Raw genomic sequence first — 17,389 nt, forward strand, 5'->3', positions numbered from 1 at the left:
CGCACCACACGAAAGGGGCCCGTGCCCGCCGGGAACGGCGGCACGGGCCCCTTTCGTTGGCCCTTCCCTACGTCGAGTGACACCCAGGAACCCCACGGTCACTCCGCGTCAGGACCGTAGACCTCCACCCTGTCCGAAACGCGACGTACATGAATGCAGTCGCCCGGGCACTCCTTCGCGGAATCCACGACGTCGTTCAACAGCGGCAGCGGCACCGGAGTGGTGGCCCCCTGCGCCTGCAACAGCTCGTCCTCCGCGCCCTTCACATAGGCCAGTCCGTCGATGTCCAGCTCGAAGACCTCCGGCGCGTACTGCGCGCAGATCCCGTCGCCGGTGCAGAGGTCCTGGTCGATCCACACCTCAAGGGCGACACCGCCGTCGATGCCGGATCCGGCCTCCTGCTGCACGCTCATATCTCCTGCCGTTTCCTGCCTCGAACCGCCCCGCGTACCAGCAAGTCGGGCCAGCTCCGACGGGTGTTGAACGCTTCGACCCTACAACCGCCCGCTTTCCGATGTTGTTGGGTGGGTATTCCCCTGGCGTGAGGGAGAGCGCAAGGGTGAAGATCGGACACACCCCCTTCGTCTTTGTGATCTAGGGGTTTCAATCGACACCCACCCAGGTAGGGTCTGGAAGCGTCCAGCTCCCCTTGGAGGAGGTGAGGACCGTGGCAGCCCACGACGACGACATGAACCGCGGCATCCGCCCGGGAAGAGGGTCCGACGACCCCGCCGGTCAGATTGCCTATCTTGAGCAGGAGATCGCCGTCCTGCGACGCAAGCTCGCCGACTCTCCGCGGCATACGAGGATTCTCGAAGAGCGGATCGTCGAGCTGCAGACCAACCTGGCCGGCGTGTCCGCACAGAACGAGCGGCTCGCCAACACGCTCAGGGAGGCCCGCGACCAGATCGTGGCCCTCAAGGAGGAAGTCGACCGGCTCGCACAGCCGCCGGCCGGCTTCGGAGTCTTCCTCGTCGCGAACGAGGACGGTACCGCCGACATCTTCACCGGCGGCCGCAAACTCCGGGTGAACGTGAGCCCCAGCGTGGAGCTCGAAGAGCTCAGGCGCGGCCAGGAAGTGATGCTCAACGAAGCGCTCAACGTGGTCGAGGCCATGGAGTACGAGAGCGTCGGCGACATCGTCACCCTCAAGGAGATCCTCGAGGACGGCGAGCGCGCCCTGGTGGTGGGGCACACCGATGAAGAACGCGTGGTCCGGCTCGCCGAACCACTCCTCGACATCAACATCCGCCCCGGCGACGCCCTCCTGCTCGAACCCCGATCCGGCTATGTCTACGAAGTCGTACCCAAGAGCGAAGTCGAAGAGCTCGTCCTCGAAGAGGTCCCGGACATCGGCTACGAGCAGATCGGCGGTCTGGGTAACCAGATCGAACTGATCCGCGACGCGGTCGAGCTCCCCTACCTCTACCCGGACCTGTTCAAGGAGCACGAGCTGCGGCCGCCCAAGGGTGTCCTGCTCTACGGACCTCCCGGCTGCGGCAAGACCCTGATCGCCAAGGCAGTGGCCAACTCCCTTGCCAAGAAGGTCGCGGAAGTGACCGGACAGGCCACGGGCAAGAGCTTCTTCCTCAACATCAAGGGACCCGAACTGCTCAACAAGTACGTCGGCGAGACCGAGCGGCAGATCCGCCTCGTCTTCCAGCGTGCGCGTGAGAAGGCCAGCGAGGGCACACCCGTCATCGTCTTCTTCGACGAGATGGAGTCCCTCTTCCGCACCCGCGGATCCGGCGTCAGCTCAGACGTGGAGAACACCATCGTCCCCCAGCTGCTCGCCGAGATCGACGGCGTGGAGGGCCTGGAGAACGTGGTCGTGATCGGCGCCTCCAACCGTGAGGACATGATCGACCCCGCGATCCTGCGGCCCGGACGACTCGACGTGAAGATCAAGATCGAGCGCCCGGACGCCGAAGCGGCCAAGGACATCTTCGCCAAGTACCTGACAGCCCGCCTCCCCCTGCACTCCGACGACCTCGGAGAGCACGGCGGCGACCGCGCCAGCACCGTCCACGGAATGATCCAGACCGCCGTGGAGCAGATGTACGCGGAAAGCGAGGAGAACCGCTTCCTCGAGGTCACGTACGCCAACGGCGACAAGGAAGTCCTGTACTTCAAGGACTTCAACTCCGGCGCCATGATCGAGAACATCGTCGGACGCGCCAAGAAGGCAGCCATCAAGGCCTTCCTCGAACACAACCAGAAGGGCCTCAGGGTCTCCCACCTCCTCCAGGCCTGCGTGGACGAGTTCAAGGAGAACGAGGACCTGCCGAACACCACCAACCCCGACGACTGGGCTCGCATCTCCGGCAAGAAGGGCGAACGGATCGTCTACATCCGCACGCTCGTCACCGGAAAGCAGGGCGCGGACACCGGCCGCTCCATCGACACGGTGGCAAACACCGGTCAGTACCTGTAAAAGGCAGGGCGGCTGCGGGTGCCTCTACCAGGTACCCGCAGCCGACTGTTTTCCAGGCAACAATCCCGGCCGACTCCCCGGATTTCCCGGCAGCGGCCCACTCGCAGGCACAGCGACAGCAATGACGGCAATGATCTCCCCACCAGCGCATAGGCGTTCTAGGCTCTTCGGTACCGCCGAGTCGCGCAGCGCGGGGACGGGCACCGCACGCGCACCGGAGAACCAGCGGTACTTGAGCGCCGCCCCCGAACGGGGACGCCGCCGGGCAAGGAGGGCCGCATGACCGTACGGCGAGTAATGGGCATCGAGACGGAGTACGGGATCTCCGTCCCCGGCCACCCCAACGCCAATGCCATGCTCACCTCATCCCAGATCGTCAACGCCTACGCGGCGGCGATGCACCGGGCGCGCCGCGCCCGCTGGGACTTCGAGGAGGAGAACCCGCTGCGCGACGCGCGAGGCTTCGACCTCGCCCGCGAGGTCGCCGACTCCAGCCAGCTCACCGACGAGGACATCGGCCTGGCCAATGTCATCCTCACCAACGGTGCCCGCCTCTACGTCGACCACGCACACCCCGAATACAGCGCCCCCGAAGTCACCAACCCACGCGACGCCGTCCTGTGGGACAAGGCCGGCGAACGCATCATGGCCGAGGCCGCCGACCGCGCCGCCCAGCTCCCCGGCGCCCAGCCGATCCACCTCTACAAGAACAACACCGACAACAAAGGCGCCTCCTACGGCACCCACGAGAACTACCTGATGAAGCGGGAGACCCCCTTCTCGGACATCGTGCGCCACCTGACGCCCTTCTTCGTCTCCCGCCAGGTCGTCACCGGCGCCGGCCGCGTCGGCATCGGCCAGGACGGCCACGAACACGGCTTCCAGCTCAGCCAGCGCGCCGACTACTTCGAGGTCGAGGTCGGCCTGGAGACGACCCTCAAGCGCCCCATCATCAACACCAGGGACGAGCCGCACGCCGACGCGGAGAAGTACCGCCGCCTGCACGTGATCATCGGCGACGCGAACCTCTCCGAGATCTCGACCTACCTCAAGCTCGGCACGACGGCCCTGGTCCTGTCCATGATCGAGGACGGCTTCATCGCCGTCGACCTGGCCGTGGACCAGCCCGTACGCACCCTCCACCAGGTCTCCCACGACCCCGGCCTGCAACACCTCGTCACCCTCCGCAGCGGCCGCACCCTCACCGCGGTGCAGCTCCAGATGGAGTACTTCGAGCTGGCCAGGAAATACGTCGAGGAGCGCTACGGGGCGGACGCCGACGAACAGACCAAGGACGTCCTGACCCGCTGGGAGGACGTACTCGGCCGCCTGGAGACCGACCCGATGAGCCTGGCCGGAGAGCTCGACTGGGTCGCCAAGCGGCAGCTCATGGAGGGCTACCGCCGCCGCGACAACCTCGACTGGGACGCCGCCCGGCTCCACCTCGTCGACCTCCAGTACGCCGACGTGAGGGCCGAGAAGGGCCTGTACAACCGTCTCGCGGCCCGCGGCCGGATGAAGCGGCTCCTGGACGACTCGGAGGTCGAGAGGGCCCGCACGAAGCCGCCGGAGGACACCAGGGCGTACTTCCGCGGGCGCTGCCTGGAGCAGTACGCGGACGACGTCGCCGCGGCCTCCTGGGACTCGGTGATCTTCGACCTCCCCGGCCGTGACTCCCTGCAGCGCGTCCCAACCCTCGAACCCCTTCGCGGAACGCGTAATCACGTGAAGGAGCTGCTCGACCGGTGCCGCACGGCCGAAGATCTGGTCCGGGTGCTGTCCGGAGGCTGAAAAGCCGGCGGCAGGGGAATCACATGGGTAGGCCTCGCACGTTGGACGAAGTGCGGGGCCGATGTCGGACCCGGCTTGTAGGGTCTGATCAAGAACGTCGAACCGAGCGGGGTGAGGTAGATGGCGACCAAGGACACCGGCGGCGGACAGCAGAAGGCGACGCGTTCCACCGAGGAGGTCGAGGAGCAGGCGCAGGACGCGCAGGCTTCCGAGGACCTCAAGGAACGCCAGGAGAAGCTGAGCGACGACGTCGACTCGGTTCTTGACGAGATTGACGATGTACTCGAGGAAAATGCCGAGGATTTCGTGCGCTCATTTGTGCAAAAAGGTGGTCAATAGCGGACATGTCTGAGCCGCTCGACAAGTGGTGCAGCGGGTGTGGGCGAACGCTGCCGCTTAAGTCGTTCGCCGCAGACAGGAACCGACGGGACGGACTCCAGCCGCGCTGCCGGGAATGCGTAGCCGAATACAGTGCTGCGCATTACCGGCGCCGCCGGGAGGCCGTTGGCAAGGCGGTTCGGGAAAAGGTGGATGTCTCGTCCGGGCACAAGCTGTGCCGGACGTGCGGGGAGATCAAACCGCACAGCGATTGGCATCGCAACGCCACTGCCTCTGACGGCCTTTCGACGCGCTGCAAGGTGTGCCGGGCCATCCAGGGGCGGGGGGATCATCTCAAGCGTAAGCACGGCATCACTGAAGTTGAGCGCGATGAGTTGATCGCCTCCCAGATGGGCATCTGTTGCATCTGCCGGGCCGCACCGGCGGCACATGTGGATCACTGCCACGAGACGGGTAGGGTCCGTGGCGTACTGTGCTTCAGCTGCAACGCAGCCCTGGGGCAGTTCAAGGATCGGCCCGATGCCATAAGGCGGGCCGCCGCCTACGTGGAAGGAATCGCGTGGAAGCCAACACTCGTAGCACCGGGCGTCTACCAGCTGCCTTCCTGACGCCCGGGTCGTCGTCCTTCGTGGACTTTCTGGCCGTGCACCAGCCTGACATCCTGCCCGGGAACCGCGCATTGCCGGTGAAGGGTGCGATCGAGGCGCCGCACGGCACGACGATCGTGTCCGTCACGTTCCCCGGCGGTGTGGTCCTCGCCGGTGACCGCCGGGCCACCATGGGCAACATGATCGCTCAGCGCGACATCGAGAAGGTCTTTCCGGCGGACGAGTACTCGGCGGTGGGCATCGCCGGTACGGCAGGGCTCGCCGTGGAAATGGTGAAGCTCTTCCAGCTGGAGCTGGAGCACTTCGAGAAGGTGGAAGGCGCTCAGCTGTCGCTGGAGGGCAAGGCGAACCGGCTCTCGACCATGATCCGGTCGAACCTCGGCATGGCCATGCAGGGCCTCGCCGTGGTGCCGCTGTTCGCGGGGTACGACGTGGACCGCGGCAAGGGCCGCATCTTCTCGTACGACGTCACGGGCGGGCGCAGCGAGGAGCTCGGGTACGCGGCGACGGGTTCCGGGTCGATCTTCGCGCGTGGGGCGATGAAGAAGCTCTACCGCGACGATCTGACGGAGGCGGACGCCACGACGCTCGTCGTGCAGGCGCTCTACGACGCGGCGGACGACGACTCGGCGACCGGTGGCCCCGATGTGGCGCGCCGGATCTATCCGATCGTCACTGTGATCACCGATGACGGGTTCCGCAGGCTTACTGACGAGGAGGGTGCGCAGATCGCCCGTTCCATCCTCGAGCGCCGGCTGGAGCAGCCCGACGGCCCGCGGGCCGCGCTTCTCTGACCGGTGTGTATCCGTCTTGCCCGAAGCGCCATTCGCCCGAGACTTGAGTCACTGAGTCACTGACAGAAAGGGACGGACAGCCGGTGTCGACGCCGTTCTATGTCTCACCCCAGCAGGCCATGGCCGACCGGGCGGAGTATGCCCGTAAGGGCATCGCCCGTGGTCGCAGCCTGGTTGTGCTGCAGTACGCCGATGGCATCGTGTTTGTCGGCGAGAACCCGTCCCGCGCGCTGCACAAGTTCAGCGAGATCTATGACCGGATCGGTTTCGCTGCGGCCGGTAAATACAACGAGTACGAGAACTTGCGGATCGGCGGTGTGCGTTACGCCGACCTGCGGGGTTACACCTACGACCGTGACGATGTGACGGCGCGTGGTCTGGCGAATGTGTATGCGCAGACGCTGGGCACGATCTTCTCGAGTGCGGCTGAGAAGCCGTATGAGGTGGAGCTGGTGGTCGCGGAGGTCGGCGAGACCCCTGACGGGGATCAGATCTACCGCCTTCCGCACGACGGTTCGATCGTCGACGAGCACGGCTCGGTCGCGGTCGGGGGTAACGCGGAGCAGATCAGCACGTATCTGGATCAGCGTCACCGGGACGGGATGACTCTCGCGGAGGCGTTGAAGCTGGCGGTGCAGGCGCTGTCGCGGGACACCAGTGGCAGTGAGCGGGAGATCCCCGCGGAGCGGCTCGAGGTGGCGGTTCTTGACCGCACGCGTCCGCAGCAGCGGAAGTTCAAGCGCATTGTGGGGCCGCAGTTGTCGCGGTTGCTCGAGGCTGGTGCGGCGACGTCTGCCGAGCCGGTGGAGAGTAGTGACGTGGAGTCCGAAGACGAGGAGTGAGCAGGGTTTCCTGCCGAGGTGTCCGGCGCCCCGACCGTGCGAGCGGTCGGGGCGCCGTTCGTTGTTTCAGCCGGCGGGTGCGGCCGTGGAGCCGCGGACGACCAACTCGACGGGGAGTGCGGTGGTTTCCGGGGTGCGGCCGTCGAGGACGGCGAGGAGTGCGGCCATGCCTCGTTCGCCGAAGAGTTCCGCGGGGAGCCGGACGGTGGTGAGTTCGGGTTCGACGGCGGTGGCGAGGGAGAGGTCGTCGAAGCCGGTGACGGAGAGGTCGTCGGGGATGCGCAGGCCCAGTCTGCGGGCGGCTTTGTAGGCGCCGGTGGCGAGTTTGTCGTCGTCGCAGACGATGGCGGTGGGGCGGGGGCCTGGTGCGGTGAGTGCGGTGTGTGCGGCGGTGCGGGCTGCTTCGACTGTCAGGTGTGCGTGCACGGTGCGGATGTGGGTTTCGGGGACGCGGGCGGTGCGGTCGGCGAGTTCGTGGGCGCGTATGTCGAAGGTCCAGGAGGGTACGGCGGAGGCGAGGTGCAGGAACCGGCGGTGGCCGAGGGTGAGCAGATGGTCTGTCACCTGGCGCATTCCGTCGGCGATGTCGAGGTTGACGGTGGCGGCTCCGGTGGTGGCTGTGTCGTCGGGGTCGCTGTCGAGCATGACGAGGGGGAGTCCGTCGCCGCGGATGGCGGTGACGGCGTCGGAGGCCATGGAGGAGGCGAGTACGCCGTCGAGGGCCGCGCGTGCGGAGTCGAAGGGGTCGCGGGCGGGGCCGATGCCTTCGGGGGAGGGGTAGAGCACGACGCCGAAGCCGTGTTCGGCTGCGACGCGGGCGGCGCCGGTGTAGACGCCGGCGAAGAATTCGTTGGTGAGGGCGGGGACGACGAGGAGGGCGGTGCGGGTGCGGCCGAGGCGCAGGTTGCGGGCGGCGAGGTTGGGGCGGTAGCCGAGGTCGCGGGCGGCGGTGCGGACGCGTTCGGCGGTGGCTTCGGCTACGCGGCCGCGCCATTTGTCGCCGAGTACGAGGGAGACGGCGGCCTGGGAGACTCCGGCGGCGCGGGCGACGTCGCGACTGGTGGGGCGCGCGGGGGTCGTTTCGTCTGACCCGGTCGTCACTTGTGCCTCCGTGGGGTGTGTGGCGGGCCTTCGGGTGGACCTGTGGCTGTGGACATGGTACGTATAACCCTCGAAGTTATACGTAAAACTTAGAGCGCCTCGGGGCGGTGAGAGGGCGGGCGATGGCCGCGGGATATGCGGAGATCCTCCAGGCGCGGCATGCGACGCGGCTGCTGGTGGGCACCCTGGTGGGGCGGCTGCCGAACGCGACGGCCGCCATCGCGATCGTGCTGTTCGTCCGCGCGGAGGGCGGCACGTACAGCCTGGCCGGGGCTCTCGCCGCGGTGTACGGCGTCGCCAACGCGGTGGGGCAGCCGCTGCTCGGCCGGCTCGTGGACCTGCGGGGGCAGCCGAGAGTGCAGCTCCCTGCGGCGCTGGCGTCGGCGCTCGCCATGACCGTCTTCGCCTTCGCCGGGACGGGATCACCGGCGCTCGCGTACGTCGCGGTGGCCGCGGCCGGACTGTTCACGCCGCCGCTCGAGGGCGGACTGCGTGCGCTGTGGCCGAGTGTGCTGCCGCGTGAGGATCAGGTCCACACCGCGTACGCGATGGACGCCGTGGCGCAGGAAGTCATGTTCACCGTCGGGCCGTTGCTCGTCACTGTGTGCGTGTCCCTGTGGTCGGCGCAGGCCGCGCTCGTCGTCCTGAATGTCGTCGGTGTGCTCGGCGCGCTCTCGGTGGTGGTGTCGCAGCCGTCGCGCGCGTGGCGCTCGGCGCCACGCGAGGCGCACTGGCTGGGCGCCCTGCGCTCGCCGGGACTGCTCGCGCTGCTCGGTGCGTTCCTGTTCATCGGGACGGCGCTGGGCTCGATCACGGTGGCGGGTGTCTCGTACGCGGACGGGCACGGCGGTGACGTGACGTACGGGTGGCTGATGGCGGCGCTCGGGCTGGGCGCGCTGGCCGGTGGATCCGTGTACGGGGCGCGGCAGTGGGCCGGTGTCCCCGAGCGGCGGCTGCGGTGGCTGGTGGCCCTGCTGGCCCTCTTCTACGTGCCGCTGGTGCTGATGCCGGGCGTCGTGGCGATGACAGCGCTGACGGCGCTCGCGGGCGTGTTCCTCGCCCCGTCGATCGCGTGCGCGTTCATCATCGTGGACCGGCACGCGCCGCGGGGCACGGTGACGGAGGCGTTCTCGTGGCTCGTGACGACGTTCACGGTGGGTACGTCGGGCGGAACCGCCGTGGCCGGACCGGTCGTCGAGTGGGGCGGGACGGTGTGGGGCTTCGCCGTTCCCGGGGCGGCCGGGGTGGCCGCGCTGCTCGTGCTCCTCACCACCGGACGGGTCCTCGCAGCTCCTCGTGGCGCCGGGCGTGTCGCGGGCTCATCGGAAAATGATCGAAACGGTGCTGTCGAACCCGGTTTCAGTACAGGGCATCAGGCGTAATGTTCACTCATGGACCGCCGCATTTTCGGGCTGGAGAACGAGTACGGCGTCACATGTACGTTTAGGGGACAGCGCCGCCTGTCTCCTGACGAGGTGGCGCGGTACCTCTTCCGCCGTGTCGTGTCATGGGGCCGCAGCAGCAATGTCTTTCTGCGGAACGGCGCCCGCCTCTATCTCGATGTCGGGTCACATCCGGAATACGCAACTCCTGAATGTGACAACGTGACCGAGTTGGTCACGCACGACAAAGCGGGCGAGCGCATTCTGGAAGGCCTGCTCGTCGACGCCGAACGCCGCCTGCACGAGGAGGGAATCGCGGGCGACGTCTATCTCTTCAAGAACAACACCGACTCGGCGGGAAACTCCTACGGCTGCCACGAGAACTATCTGGTGGCCCGTCACGGGGAGTTCTCGCGACTCGCGGACATCCTCATTCCGTTCCTGGTCACACGGCAACTGCTGTGTGGCGCGGGCAAGGTGCTGCAGACTCCGCGCGGTGCCGTGTACTGCGTGAGCCAGCGTGCCGAGCACATCTGGGAGGGCGTGTCCTCCGCGACCACGCGTTCCCGCCCCATCATCAACACCCGCGACGAACCGCACGCGGACGCCGAGCGGTACCGGCGCCTGCACGTCATCGTCGGCGACTCGAACATGTCCGAGACGACGATGCTCCTCAAGGTGGGCGCGACCGACCTCGTGCTCCGCATGATCGAGGCGGGCACGGTCATGCGTGACCTCACACTGGAGAACCCGATCCGGGCCATCCGCGAGGTCAGCCACGACATCACCGGCCGGCGCAAGGTGCGTCTGGCCAGTGGCCGCGAGGCATCCGCCCTCGAGGTGCAGCGCGAGTACTACGAGAAGGCCGTGGACTTCTGCGAGCGCCGCGGGATCCGCACCGGCACCGTCGAGCAGGTCCTCGAACTGTGGGGCCGCGTTCTCGACTCGATCGAGGCCGAGGACCTCGACCGGATCGGCACCGAGATCGACTGGGTGATGAAGTACAAGCTCATCGAGCGGTACCGGGCCAAGCACAACATGACCATGTCGCATCCGCGGGTCGCGCAGATAGACCTCGCGTATCACGACATCCACCGCCGCAGGGGCCTCTACTACCTACTGGAGAAGAAGGGGCAGGCGGCCCGCATCTGCAACGACCTCAAGATCTTCGAGGGCAAGTCGGTGCCGCCGCAGACCACGCGCGCGAGGCTGCGGGGCGACTTCATCCGCAGGGCCCAGGAACAGCGCCGTGACTTCACGGTCGACTGGGTGCACCTGAAGCTGAACGACCAGGCGCAGCGGACGGTGCTGTGCAAGGACCCCTTCCGGTCGGTGGACGACCGGGTGGAGAAGCTGATCGCCGGAATGTAGGACGACCGGCTCACCGTCGGCCCGGGCCCCGTACATGATCCGTGTACGGGGCCTTTGGTGTGCGTGCGGTACCGCAGGTAAGTGACGTGAGGGCCTACAGTGGCTGGACCGTACTCACGTAACCCGCAACCTGAGGATCACTGTGCGACGCCGACTTGCTGCTCTGCTCATCGTCCCGGCTCTGGCGCTGACCGCGACGGCGTGCGGGGGTGATGACAACAAGAAGAGCGACACGGACAAGGCGGACTCGGCGTCCTCCTCGCCCAAGGCCGAGGCGGCCGCGCCCAAGCCCGTCGACTCGGCGTCGCCCATGCCGCAGATCAGCGGCGACTTCGGCAAGCAGGCCAAGATCACCGTGCCGAAGGCCCAGCCGAGCGGCAAGTTCGTCGTGCACACGCTGTCGCAGGGTGACGGCGCCGTGGTCAAGAAGGACGACCTGGTGTCGATGAACTTCACCGGCAAGGTCTGGAAGAGCGGCAAGGACCTCGGCAGCTCGTACCAGTCGGGCGGCAGCCCGCAGCTGATCACCGCGGGTTCGAAGACCGTCATCCCGGCGTTCGCGGACGCCCTGGTCGGCCAGAAGGAGGGCAGCCGCGTCCTCGTCGTCGCGCCGCCCGCCGCCGGCTTCGGCAGCCAGGGCAACCAGCAGGCGGGTGTCACCGGCACCGACACGCTGGTCTTCGCGATCGACGTCGGCAAGGTCACCCCGAAGATGGTGACGGGCACGCAGGCGTCCATCCCGTCGAACCTGCCGCAGATCAAGGCCGACAAGCCGGAGCCCGCGACGATCTCCGTGCCGAAGAACGACCCGCCGAAGAAGCTGGTCGACCAGGTCCTGATCCAGGGCAAGGGCGACGAGGTCAAGAGCGGCAAGACGGTCACCATGCAGTACAGCGGTGCCGCCTGGAAGATCAATGAGGGCAAGCCGAAGGCGACGCTCTTCGACTCCTCGTGGAACACCGGCCAGCCCTTCACCACGGTGATCGGCCAGGGCCAGGTCATCCCGGGCTGGGACAAGGGTCTCGTCGGCAAGCACGTGGGCGACCGCGTCCTCCTGGTGATCCCCGCCGCCCAGGCGTACGGCAAGGAGGCCAAGGGCGACACGCTCCCGGCCAACTCGACGCTCGTGTTCGTCGTCGACATCCTGGCCACGTCCTGACCCTGCGGGATGCAAGACTGTCCGGGTTGCCCAACCGTTTAGCAGCAGGAGCAAGAGACGTGAGCATCGAGAAGCCCGAGATCGACTTCCCCGAGGGCCAGCCGCCGGCTGACCTGGAGATCAAGGAGATCTGGGAGGGCGACGGCGCCGTCGCCAAGCCCGGCGACTACGTCAAGGTCCACTACGTGGGCGTGGCCTTCTCCACCGGCGAGGAGTTCGACGCCTCCTGGAACCGCGGCAACCCGCTGGAGTTCCAGCTCGGCGCCGGCCAGGTCATCACCGGCTGGGACAAGGGCATCCAGGGCATGAAGGTCGGCGGCCGCCGCCGGCTGACCATCCCCGCCCACCTCGCCTACGGCGAGCGTGGCGCCGGCGGCGGCGTGATCGCCCCCGGCGAGACGCTGATCTTCGTCTGCGACTTGGTCGCGGTCTGATCAGGCTGTCACCACAAGCGGTCATCTGAAGGCCCATGCCTCCTGGCATGGGCCTTCGGCTTTTGCCACGACACCCCGGAGCGGTACGGTCGACGTTCGGATGGGGGAGAGCCAGGGGGCTCTCGAAGAGAGGACGTAGGGCGTCGATGGCCATTGCGAAGGCCGAGCGGCTGATGAATCTGGCGCTGTGTCTGCTCGGGACGGGACGCCCGCTCAGTAAGCGTGAGCTGCGCGGTTCCATCGAGGCCTACCTGGAAGCCAACTCCGACGACAGCTTCAACCGGATGTTCGAGCGGGACAAGGACGACCTGCGCGAGCTCGGCCTGGTCATCGCGACCGTGGAGAGCCTCGACGGCGAGATCGGCTACCTCGCCCGCCGTGACAGCAACCGGCTGCCGCCCGTCACCCTCGACGCCGAGGAAGCCGCAGCGCTCGGCCTCGCCGCGAAGGTCTGGCAGCAGGCCCGCCTCGCCGGCGCCGCCAGCGGAGCCCTGCAGAAGCTGCGGGCCGCGGGCCTGCCCGAGGACGTCGACCCTTACGAGGCGCACTCCGCCCTCGAGCCCCGCATCCCGGCGCACGAGGCGTCGTTCGAGCCGCTGATGCTGGCCTGCCGCGACCGCAGGCCCGTCGTCTTCGACTACCGCAAGGCCACGGCCGCGCGGCCCGAGCAGCGGCATGTCGAGCCGTGGGCGCTGGAATGCTGGCGCGGTCACTGGTATCTCGCCGGCTGGGACCGCGACCGCGGTGCCGAACGCGTCTTCCGGCTCTCCCGCATCACCGGCAAGGTCCGCTCCCGCGCCGGCCGATTCACCGCCGACGTGCCCGACGTCGTGACCGTCCGCGAGACCGTCGCGAGCTGGGCCGGCGAGACCGCCGACCGCACGGCCCTCATCAGGCTGCGCGCCGGCTCCGGCTATCCGCTGCGCGCCAAGGCCTCGGCCGTACGCGATCTCGGCGACGGCTGGGACGAGCTGGAGATTCCTTACGGGCACGGGCTCGACGCCTGGCTGGTCGAGTTCGGGCCCGACGTGGTCGTCCTCGAACCCGCTGAGCTGCGGGCCGAGGTCGTCGACCGGCTGCGCGCCGTGGCCAAGGGCTGAGGGGAACGAGGACCAATGGCCACGAACGCCATCGACCAGACCCGGCGGATGCTGTCCCTCGTGACGTATCTGCGGGAGCGCCCCGGAGCGCGCGTCGAGGATGTCGCCCGCGCCTTCGGGATCACCGAGGACGAGCTGATCTCCGACCTCGACATCCTGCCGCTGTGCGGGACGAGCTTCCGCGGGGGCGACCTCCTCGACATCGACACGGACGGCGACCGCATCTGGTGGCACAACCCGGACGATGTCGCCGCGCCGCTGCGGCTCGCAGCCGACGAGGCGACGGCGCTGCTCGTCGCCGCGCGCGCCGTGTCCACGCTGCCCGGCCTCAGGGAGAGCGACCGGCTCGCGCTGCTCCGGGCCACCGCGAAGCTGGAGGCCGCGGCCGGCGAGGCGGCCGGGGCGAGCGCCCGGCTCTCCGTGACCTTCGAGTCCGAGGGCGGCGTCTTCGCCGACGTCGACCGGGCCATCTCGGAGCGGCGTCGGCTGTGGATCCGCTACTACTCCCCGGCCCGCGACGAGCTCACCGAGCGGGAGATCGACCCGATCCGCCTGGTGAGCGTCGGCCACACCTACGTAGAGGCCTGGTGCCGGCGCTCCGAGGCGCGGCGGACCTTCCGGCTCGACCGGGTCGCCGAGATCCGGATCCTGGACGAGCCGTCCGCGCCGCCGCAGATCGAACTGCGGGACCTGTCCGAGGGGCTCGTGCAGCCCGCGGCCGAGGACCCCGAGGTCGTGGTCGAGGTCGGTCCCGGCGGACGCTGGGTCGCGGAGTACTACCCGCACGACAGCGCCGAGGAGTTGGCGGACGGCGGCCTGCGGATCACGCTGCGCACGCCGGACCCCTCCTCGCTGAAGCGGCTGGCGCTCCGGCTCGGCCGCGACGGGCGCATCGTCTCGCCGGCCGGGCTCGCCGAGAGTGCGCGGCAGGCCGCCGGGGAGGCGCTGGCCGCGTACGACGGGCAGGGGTAGGGCCGTTGGCCGTGGGCGGGTCTGTGACGACGCTCATGGCCGCGGTCCGATTGAGAAGGGTGGGCGTGCCGTTGACCGCGGTGCGGCCCGGGGGGTGCCAGAAGTTCGGGAAGTTCTGAAAAGTCTGGGATGGTCGAAATGGGTGGATTGTCTGCGATGGTGGGTCCGGTGCTGTTCAAGGCCGCCTGCCCCGACTGCCGTGAGCGCTTCGAACTCTCCGCAGGGGCCCTGCGCCTGGCGATCGGCGCCACCCGCCGCACCACGTTCTACTCGTTCACCTGCCCCGGGTGCGGCGCCGCCGTACGCAAGCCGGCCGGGGAGCGCATCATCGAACTCCTCACCGGCGGAGGGGTGAGCACGCTCCGCCTCCATCAGACCGTCTAGGCTCGGCGTATGTTCTGGGCGATGCTGGCGATTGCTGTGGGGTTCGTGGGACTCGCCGTGCTCGGCGTACTCGCGGTCAAGGTCTTTGTCGAGGCCCAGCGCCTCGGGCGTCAAGTCGCGGACACCACACAGCGGATCAACCGCGCGGCGGAGGACCTGGAGCGAGCGGCGACCGCCACGGCCCGCACGCGCCGCGAACTCCTCTGATCGCACGACCCGCCGAATGTGACGCGGGAGACAGGCCGGTAAGCGCTTTACCTCTGTGCCCTGTCCGGTTGCCGGGACGGGCGGGTACGCTGCCAGACGCGGCCCGAAGAGCGAGGCGCGGCCCGCAACTGGGAGTACGCAGAGGGATTGCCCCCTGTTCACCCCCACGGGATACGATCGCTGCCAGCACGGTGGTCGGACACCAGTCCGACCTGTACCGGCAGCCCCGCCCCTGCCGCCTCGGTGAGAAGGTAAACGCTTATGTTCGGAAAGATCGGCGCCCCTGAGATCATTCTGATCCTCGTCGTCATCGTCCTGCTGTTCGGCGCGAAGAAGCTTCCCGACATGGCGCGCTCGCTGGGCAAGTCGGCCCGCATCCTCAAGAGCGAGGCCAAGGCGATGAAGTCCGACGGTCAGCAGACCGCGCCCACGGACCCGCCGAAGAACGACGAGCAGACCCCGGCTCAGCGCACCATCAAGGCCGCACCCGGCGACGTGACGAACGCCCGCCCGGTCACCGAGCCGACCGACCAGACTTCGCAGCGCTGATCCCGGGCCGCCCCGCGAAGGCGGCCTGTCGCACGAGATGAGGACGTGGGTTGCTCAAGTCTGCCCGCAAGACGGAGAAGGATCCCGAGGGGCGGATGCCGCTCGCGGAACACCTGCGTGAGCTACGCAACCGGCTCACGAAGGCCCTGCTGGCCATCGTCGTCGTCACGATCGTGGCCGCCTTCTTCTACAAGGACATCATCGAGTTCTTCACCAATCCGGTGCTCGACTCGGTGGGCTGCAAGTCGAGCTTCGCCGAGCTCGCCGAGCAGGCGAACAAGGGACAGCACGACGAGACGTGCGCGCGGATCGTGCTCAACGGTCTGCTGACGCCGTTCACGCTCGCCCTGAAGATCTCGCTGATGGCGGGCGTCGTGCTCGCGTCGCCGGTCTGGCTCTACCAGCTGTGGGGCTTCGTCGCGCCCGGCCTGCACAAGCACGAGAAGAAGTACGCGACCGCTTTCGTCGCCACCGGCTTCCCGCTGTTCCTGTGCGGCGCCTTCTTCGCGTACAAGACCCTCCCCACGATGGCGAGGGTGCTGCTCGACTTCTCGCCCGGCGGTGTCGACAACCAGCTGCCGCTGGACGATCTCCTGGACCTGATCACACGCATGGTGGTCGTGTTCGGGCTCTCCTTCGAGCTGCCGCTGCTCCTCGTGATGCTCAACCTCACCGGGGTGATCACGGGCAAGCGGATGATCGGGTGGTGGCGCGGCATGATCATGGGCATCACGGTCTTCGCGGCCGTGGCCACGCCCAGCACCGACCCGCTGAGCATGCTGGCGCTCGCCGGACCCATCTGGGTCCTGTACTTCGCGGCCGCCGGTTTCTCCCTGCTCAACGACCGCCGCAAGGCCAGGGACCGCGAGGACCTGGACGACGACGAGGCCTCGGACCTGGACCTCACGCCCGAGCCCGTCTCGGCCAGCCGCGCGCTGCCCGAGCAGGCGAGCTCGGACGTTGACCGGGTCAACGGTTATGACGACGTGACCTGACAGGGCGGCACGATCTTGTAAGGTCCGCCCGTGACCAGCGAGATCACCCTCTTCGTCAATCCCACCGCCGGACGCGGCCGGGGCGCCCAGGCGGCGCAGCCGGCCGCTTCCGCGTTGCGGGCGGCCGGTTTCTCCGTACGTACGGTCGTGGGGGAGGACGCCGATGACGCCCTCACGCGCGCGCGTGCCGCGGTCCACGACGGCACCGGAGCGCTCATAGCCGTCGGCGGCGACGGCATGGCCAACCTCGCGCTCCAGGCAGTCGCGGGCACCCGCACCCCGCTCGGCGTCATCGCCGTCGGCACCGGCAACGACTTCGCCCGCTCCCTCGGACTGCCCGTACGGGACCCGGCGGCGGCAGGCGCCCTCGTCGCCGACGCCCTCGACGGCGCGCGGGTACGTGAGCTCGACCTGGGGCGGGCCGCAGGACACTGGTTCGGCACCGTCCTGGCCTCGGGCTTCGACTCCCGCGTCAATGACCGGGGCAACCGGATGCGCTGGCCCGTCGGCCGCTTCAAGTACGACCTCGCGATCGTCGCCGAGCTCGCCGCGTTCAAGCCCATCCCGTACCGGATCACCCTGGACGACGGCCCCGCGCTGGAGGTCGAGGCCACGCTCGTCGCCGTGGGGAACGGGACGTCGTACGGGGGTGGCATGAAGATCTGTGCCGGCGCCGACATGACCGACGGGCTCTTCGACATCACGGTCGTCGGGGACTGCTCGCGGGCCACGCTGCTCAAGGTCTTCCCGCGCGTCTACAAGGGGACCCACCTCGACCACCCCGTGGTCACCGTCCACCGCGCGAAGAAGGTCGAGCTGGCTGCCGAGGGGATCACCGGATACGCCGACGGGGAGCCGCTCGGAGGCCTGCCCCTGACCGCCGAGTGCGTGCCGCGGGCCGTCCGGGTCATTGGGCCCTGACCCCCT

The 17,389-nt window shown here is 68.4% G+C and carries 19 protein-coding genes; 17 read left to right on the top strand and 2 right to left on the bottom strand.

The window, feature by feature from the left end; all coding sequences use genetic code 11:
• Positions 1 to 98 precede the first annotated feature (98 nt).
• Positions 99 to 413 (bottom strand): ferredoxin, encoded by a 315-nt coding sequence (locus tag ACWIGU_RS35120; protein ID WP_356272529.1) that lies wholly within the window; start codon positions 411 to 413, stop codon positions 99 to 101.
• Positions 414 to 667: 254 nt separating this feature from the next.
• Between ACWIGU_RS35120 and arc the strand changes: the two genes are divergently transcribed.
• The 6 genes from arc to prcA all read left to right on the top strand — a co-directional run bounded on the left by arc (position 668) and on the right by prcA (position 6,808).
• Positions 668 to 2,434: a proteasome ATPase gene (arc, locus tag ACWIGU_RS35125; protein ID WP_100597121.1), complete on the top strand. Its 1,767-nt coding sequence runs from the start codon at positions 668 to 670 to the stop codon at positions 2,432 to 2,434.
• A 279-nt stretch (positions 2,435 to 2,713) separates the two neighbouring features.
• Positions 2,714 to 4,225: a depupylase/deamidase Dop gene (gene dop, locus ACWIGU_RS35130; RefSeq protein ID WP_454405716.1), complete on the top strand. Its 1,512-nt coding sequence runs from the start codon at positions 2,714 to 2,716 to the stop codon at positions 4,223 to 4,225.
• Between the two features lie 120 nt (positions 4,226 to 4,345).
• Positions 4,346 to 4,564: a ubiquitin-like protein Pup gene (locus ACWIGU_RS35135; protein WP_016325855.1), complete on the top strand. Its 219-nt coding sequence runs from the start codon at positions 4,346 to 4,348 to the stop codon at positions 4,562 to 4,564.
• Between the two features lie 5 nt (positions 4,565 to 4,569).
• Positions 4,570 to 5,172 carry an endonuclease domain-containing protein gene (locus tag ACWIGU_RS35140; protein WP_454405718.1) on the top strand — a complete coding sequence of 201 codons (603 nt, stop codon included), beginning with the start codon at positions 4,570 to 4,572 and terminating at the stop codon, positions 5,170 to 5,172.
• Positions 5,124 to 5,966, top strand: a complete 843-nt coding sequence (prcB, locus tag ACWIGU_RS35145; protein ID WP_454405719.1) for a proteasome subunit beta — start codon at positions 5,124 to 5,126, stop codon at positions 5,964 to 5,966. Before ACWIGU_RS35140 ends, prcB begins: the two co-directional genes overlap by 49 nt.
• 83 nt (positions 5,967 to 6,049) lie before the next feature.
• Positions 6,050 to 6,808, top strand: coding sequence for a proteasome subunit alpha (gene prcA, locus ACWIGU_RS35150; protein WP_454405720.1), 759 nt, complete (start codon positions 6,050 to 6,052; stop codon positions 6,806 to 6,808).
• A gap of 66 nt (positions 6,809 to 6,874) precedes the next feature.
• On the opposite strand, the gene ACWIGU_RS35155 is transcribed toward prcA, so the two are convergent.
• On the bottom strand, positions 6,875 to 7,909 hold the full coding sequence (locus tag ACWIGU_RS35155; RefSeq protein WP_454405721.1) for a LacI family DNA-binding transcriptional regulator: 1,035 nt from the start codon (positions 7,907 to 7,909) through the stop codon (positions 6,875 to 6,877).
• Positions 7,910 to 8,031: 122 nt separating this feature from the next.
• Between ACWIGU_RS35155 and ACWIGU_RS35160 the strand changes: the two genes are divergently transcribed.
• The 11 genes from ACWIGU_RS35160 (at position 8,032) to ACWIGU_RS35210 (ending at position 17,383) form a co-directional block, all read left to right on the top strand.
• On the top strand, positions 8,032 to 9,291 hold the full coding sequence (locus ACWIGU_RS35160; RefSeq protein WP_454405722.1) for an MFS transporter: 1,260 nt from the start codon (positions 8,032 to 8,034) through the stop codon (positions 9,289 to 9,291).
• Between the two features lie 9 nt (positions 9,292 to 9,300).
• The gene (pafA, locus tag ACWIGU_RS35165; protein ID WP_389860631.1) at positions 9,301 to 10,662 is read left to right on the top strand and encodes a Pup--protein ligase; all 1,362 of its coding nucleotides are present in this window, start codon (positions 9,301 to 9,303) and stop codon (positions 10,660 to 10,662) included.
• A 142-nt stretch (positions 10,663 to 10,804) separates the two neighbouring features.
• The gene (locus ACWIGU_RS35170; RefSeq protein WP_454405723.1) at positions 10,805 to 11,821 is read left to right on the top strand and encodes an FKBP-type peptidyl-prolyl cis-trans isomerase; all 1,017 of its coding nucleotides are present in this window, start codon (positions 10,805 to 10,807) and stop codon (positions 11,819 to 11,821) included.
• Between the two features lie 59 nt (positions 11,822 to 11,880).
• Entirely contained in the window at positions 11,881 to 12,255 is a 375-nt protein-coding gene (locus tag ACWIGU_RS35175) for an FKBP-type peptidyl-prolyl cis-trans isomerase (protein ID WP_356272513.1), read from the top strand.
• 146 nt (positions 12,256 to 12,401) lie between these two features.
• On the top strand, positions 12,402 to 13,355 hold the full coding sequence (locus ACWIGU_RS35180; RefSeq protein ID WP_454405724.1) for a helix-turn-helix transcriptional regulator: 954 nt from the start codon (positions 12,402 to 12,404) through the stop codon (positions 13,353 to 13,355).
• Positions 13,356 to 13,370: 15 nt separating this feature from the next.
• Complete coding sequence (locus tag ACWIGU_RS35185; protein ID WP_356272509.1) at positions 13,371 to 14,327, top strand: helix-turn-helix transcriptional regulator; 957 nt, start codon at positions 13,371 to 13,373, stop codon at positions 14,325 to 14,327.
• A gap of 138 nt (positions 14,328 to 14,465) precedes the next feature.
• Positions 14,466 to 14,711, top strand: coding sequence for a hypothetical protein (locus ACWIGU_RS35190; protein WP_454405725.1), 246 nt, complete (start codon positions 14,466 to 14,468; stop codon positions 14,709 to 14,711).
• Between the two features lie 9 nt (positions 14,712 to 14,720).
• Positions 14,721 to 14,918, top strand: a complete 198-nt coding sequence (locus ACWIGU_RS35195; protein ID WP_454405726.1) for a hypothetical protein — start codon at positions 14,721 to 14,723, stop codon at positions 14,916 to 14,918.
• Positions 14,919 to 15,179: 261 nt separating this feature from the next.
• On the top strand, positions 15,180 to 15,467 hold the full coding sequence (tatA, locus tag ACWIGU_RS35200) for a Sec-independent protein translocase subunit TatA (protein WP_266566295.1): 288 nt from the start codon (positions 15,180 to 15,182) through the stop codon (positions 15,465 to 15,467).
• 50 nt (positions 15,468 to 15,517) lie between these two features.
• Positions 15,518 to 16,462, top strand: a complete 945-nt coding sequence (gene tatC, locus ACWIGU_RS35205) for a twin-arginine translocase subunit TatC (RefSeq protein WP_454405727.1) — start codon at positions 15,518 to 15,520, stop codon at positions 16,460 to 16,462.
• Between the two features lie 30 nt (positions 16,463 to 16,492).
• Positions 16,493 to 17,383: a diacylglycerol kinase gene (locus ACWIGU_RS35210; protein ID WP_454405728.1), complete on the top strand. Its 891-nt coding sequence runs from the start codon at positions 16,493 to 16,495 to the stop codon at positions 17,381 to 17,383.
• The last annotated feature ends 6 nt before the right edge of the window (positions 17,384 to 17,389 follow it).

It is taken from the genome of Streptomyces sp. NPDC055400, from assembly GCF_053644375.1.

Coding starts and splice junctions, on each gene's coding strand:
- ACWIGU_RS35185 (WP_356272509.1), top strand. CDS start 13,371: ATGGCCACGAACGCCATCGACCAGACCCGGCGGATGCTGTCCCTCGTG.
- pafA (WP_389860631.1), top strand. CDS start 9,301: ATGGACCGCCGCATTTTCGGGCTGGAGAACGAGTACGGCGTCACATGT.
- ACWIGU_RS35140 (WP_454405718.1), top strand. CDS start 4,570: ATGTCTGAGCCGCTCGACAAGTGGTGCAGCGGGTGTGGGCGAACGCTG.
- dop (WP_454405716.1), top strand. CDS start 2,714: ATGACCGTACGGCGAGTAATGGGCATCGAGACGGAGTACGGGATCTCC.
- ACWIGU_RS35135 (WP_016325855.1), top strand. CDS start 4,346: ATGGCGACCAAGGACACCGGCGGCGGACAGCAGAAGGCGACGCGTTCC.
- ACWIGU_RS35160 (WP_454405722.1), top strand. CDS start 8,032: ATGGCCGCGGGATATGCGGAGATCCTCCAGGCGCGGCATGCGACGCGG.
- tatA (WP_266566295.1), top strand. CDS start 15,180: ATGTTCGGAAAGATCGGCGCCCCTGAGATCATTCTGATCCTCGTCGTC.
- ACWIGU_RS35120 (WP_356272529.1), bottom strand. CDS start 413: ATGAGCGTGCAGCAGGAGGCCGGATCCGGCATCGACGGCGGTGTCGCC.
- ACWIGU_RS35190 (WP_454405725.1), top strand. CDS start 14,466: ATGGGTGGATTGTCTGCGATGGTGGGTCCGGTGCTGTTCAAGGCCGCC.
- ACWIGU_RS35180 (WP_454405724.1), top strand. CDS start 12,402: ATGGCCATTGCGAAGGCCGAGCGGCTGATGAATCTGGCGCTGTGTCTG.
- ACWIGU_RS35195 (WP_454405726.1), top strand. CDS start 14,721: ATGTTCTGGGCGATGCTGGCGATTGCTGTGGGGTTCGTGGGACTCGCC.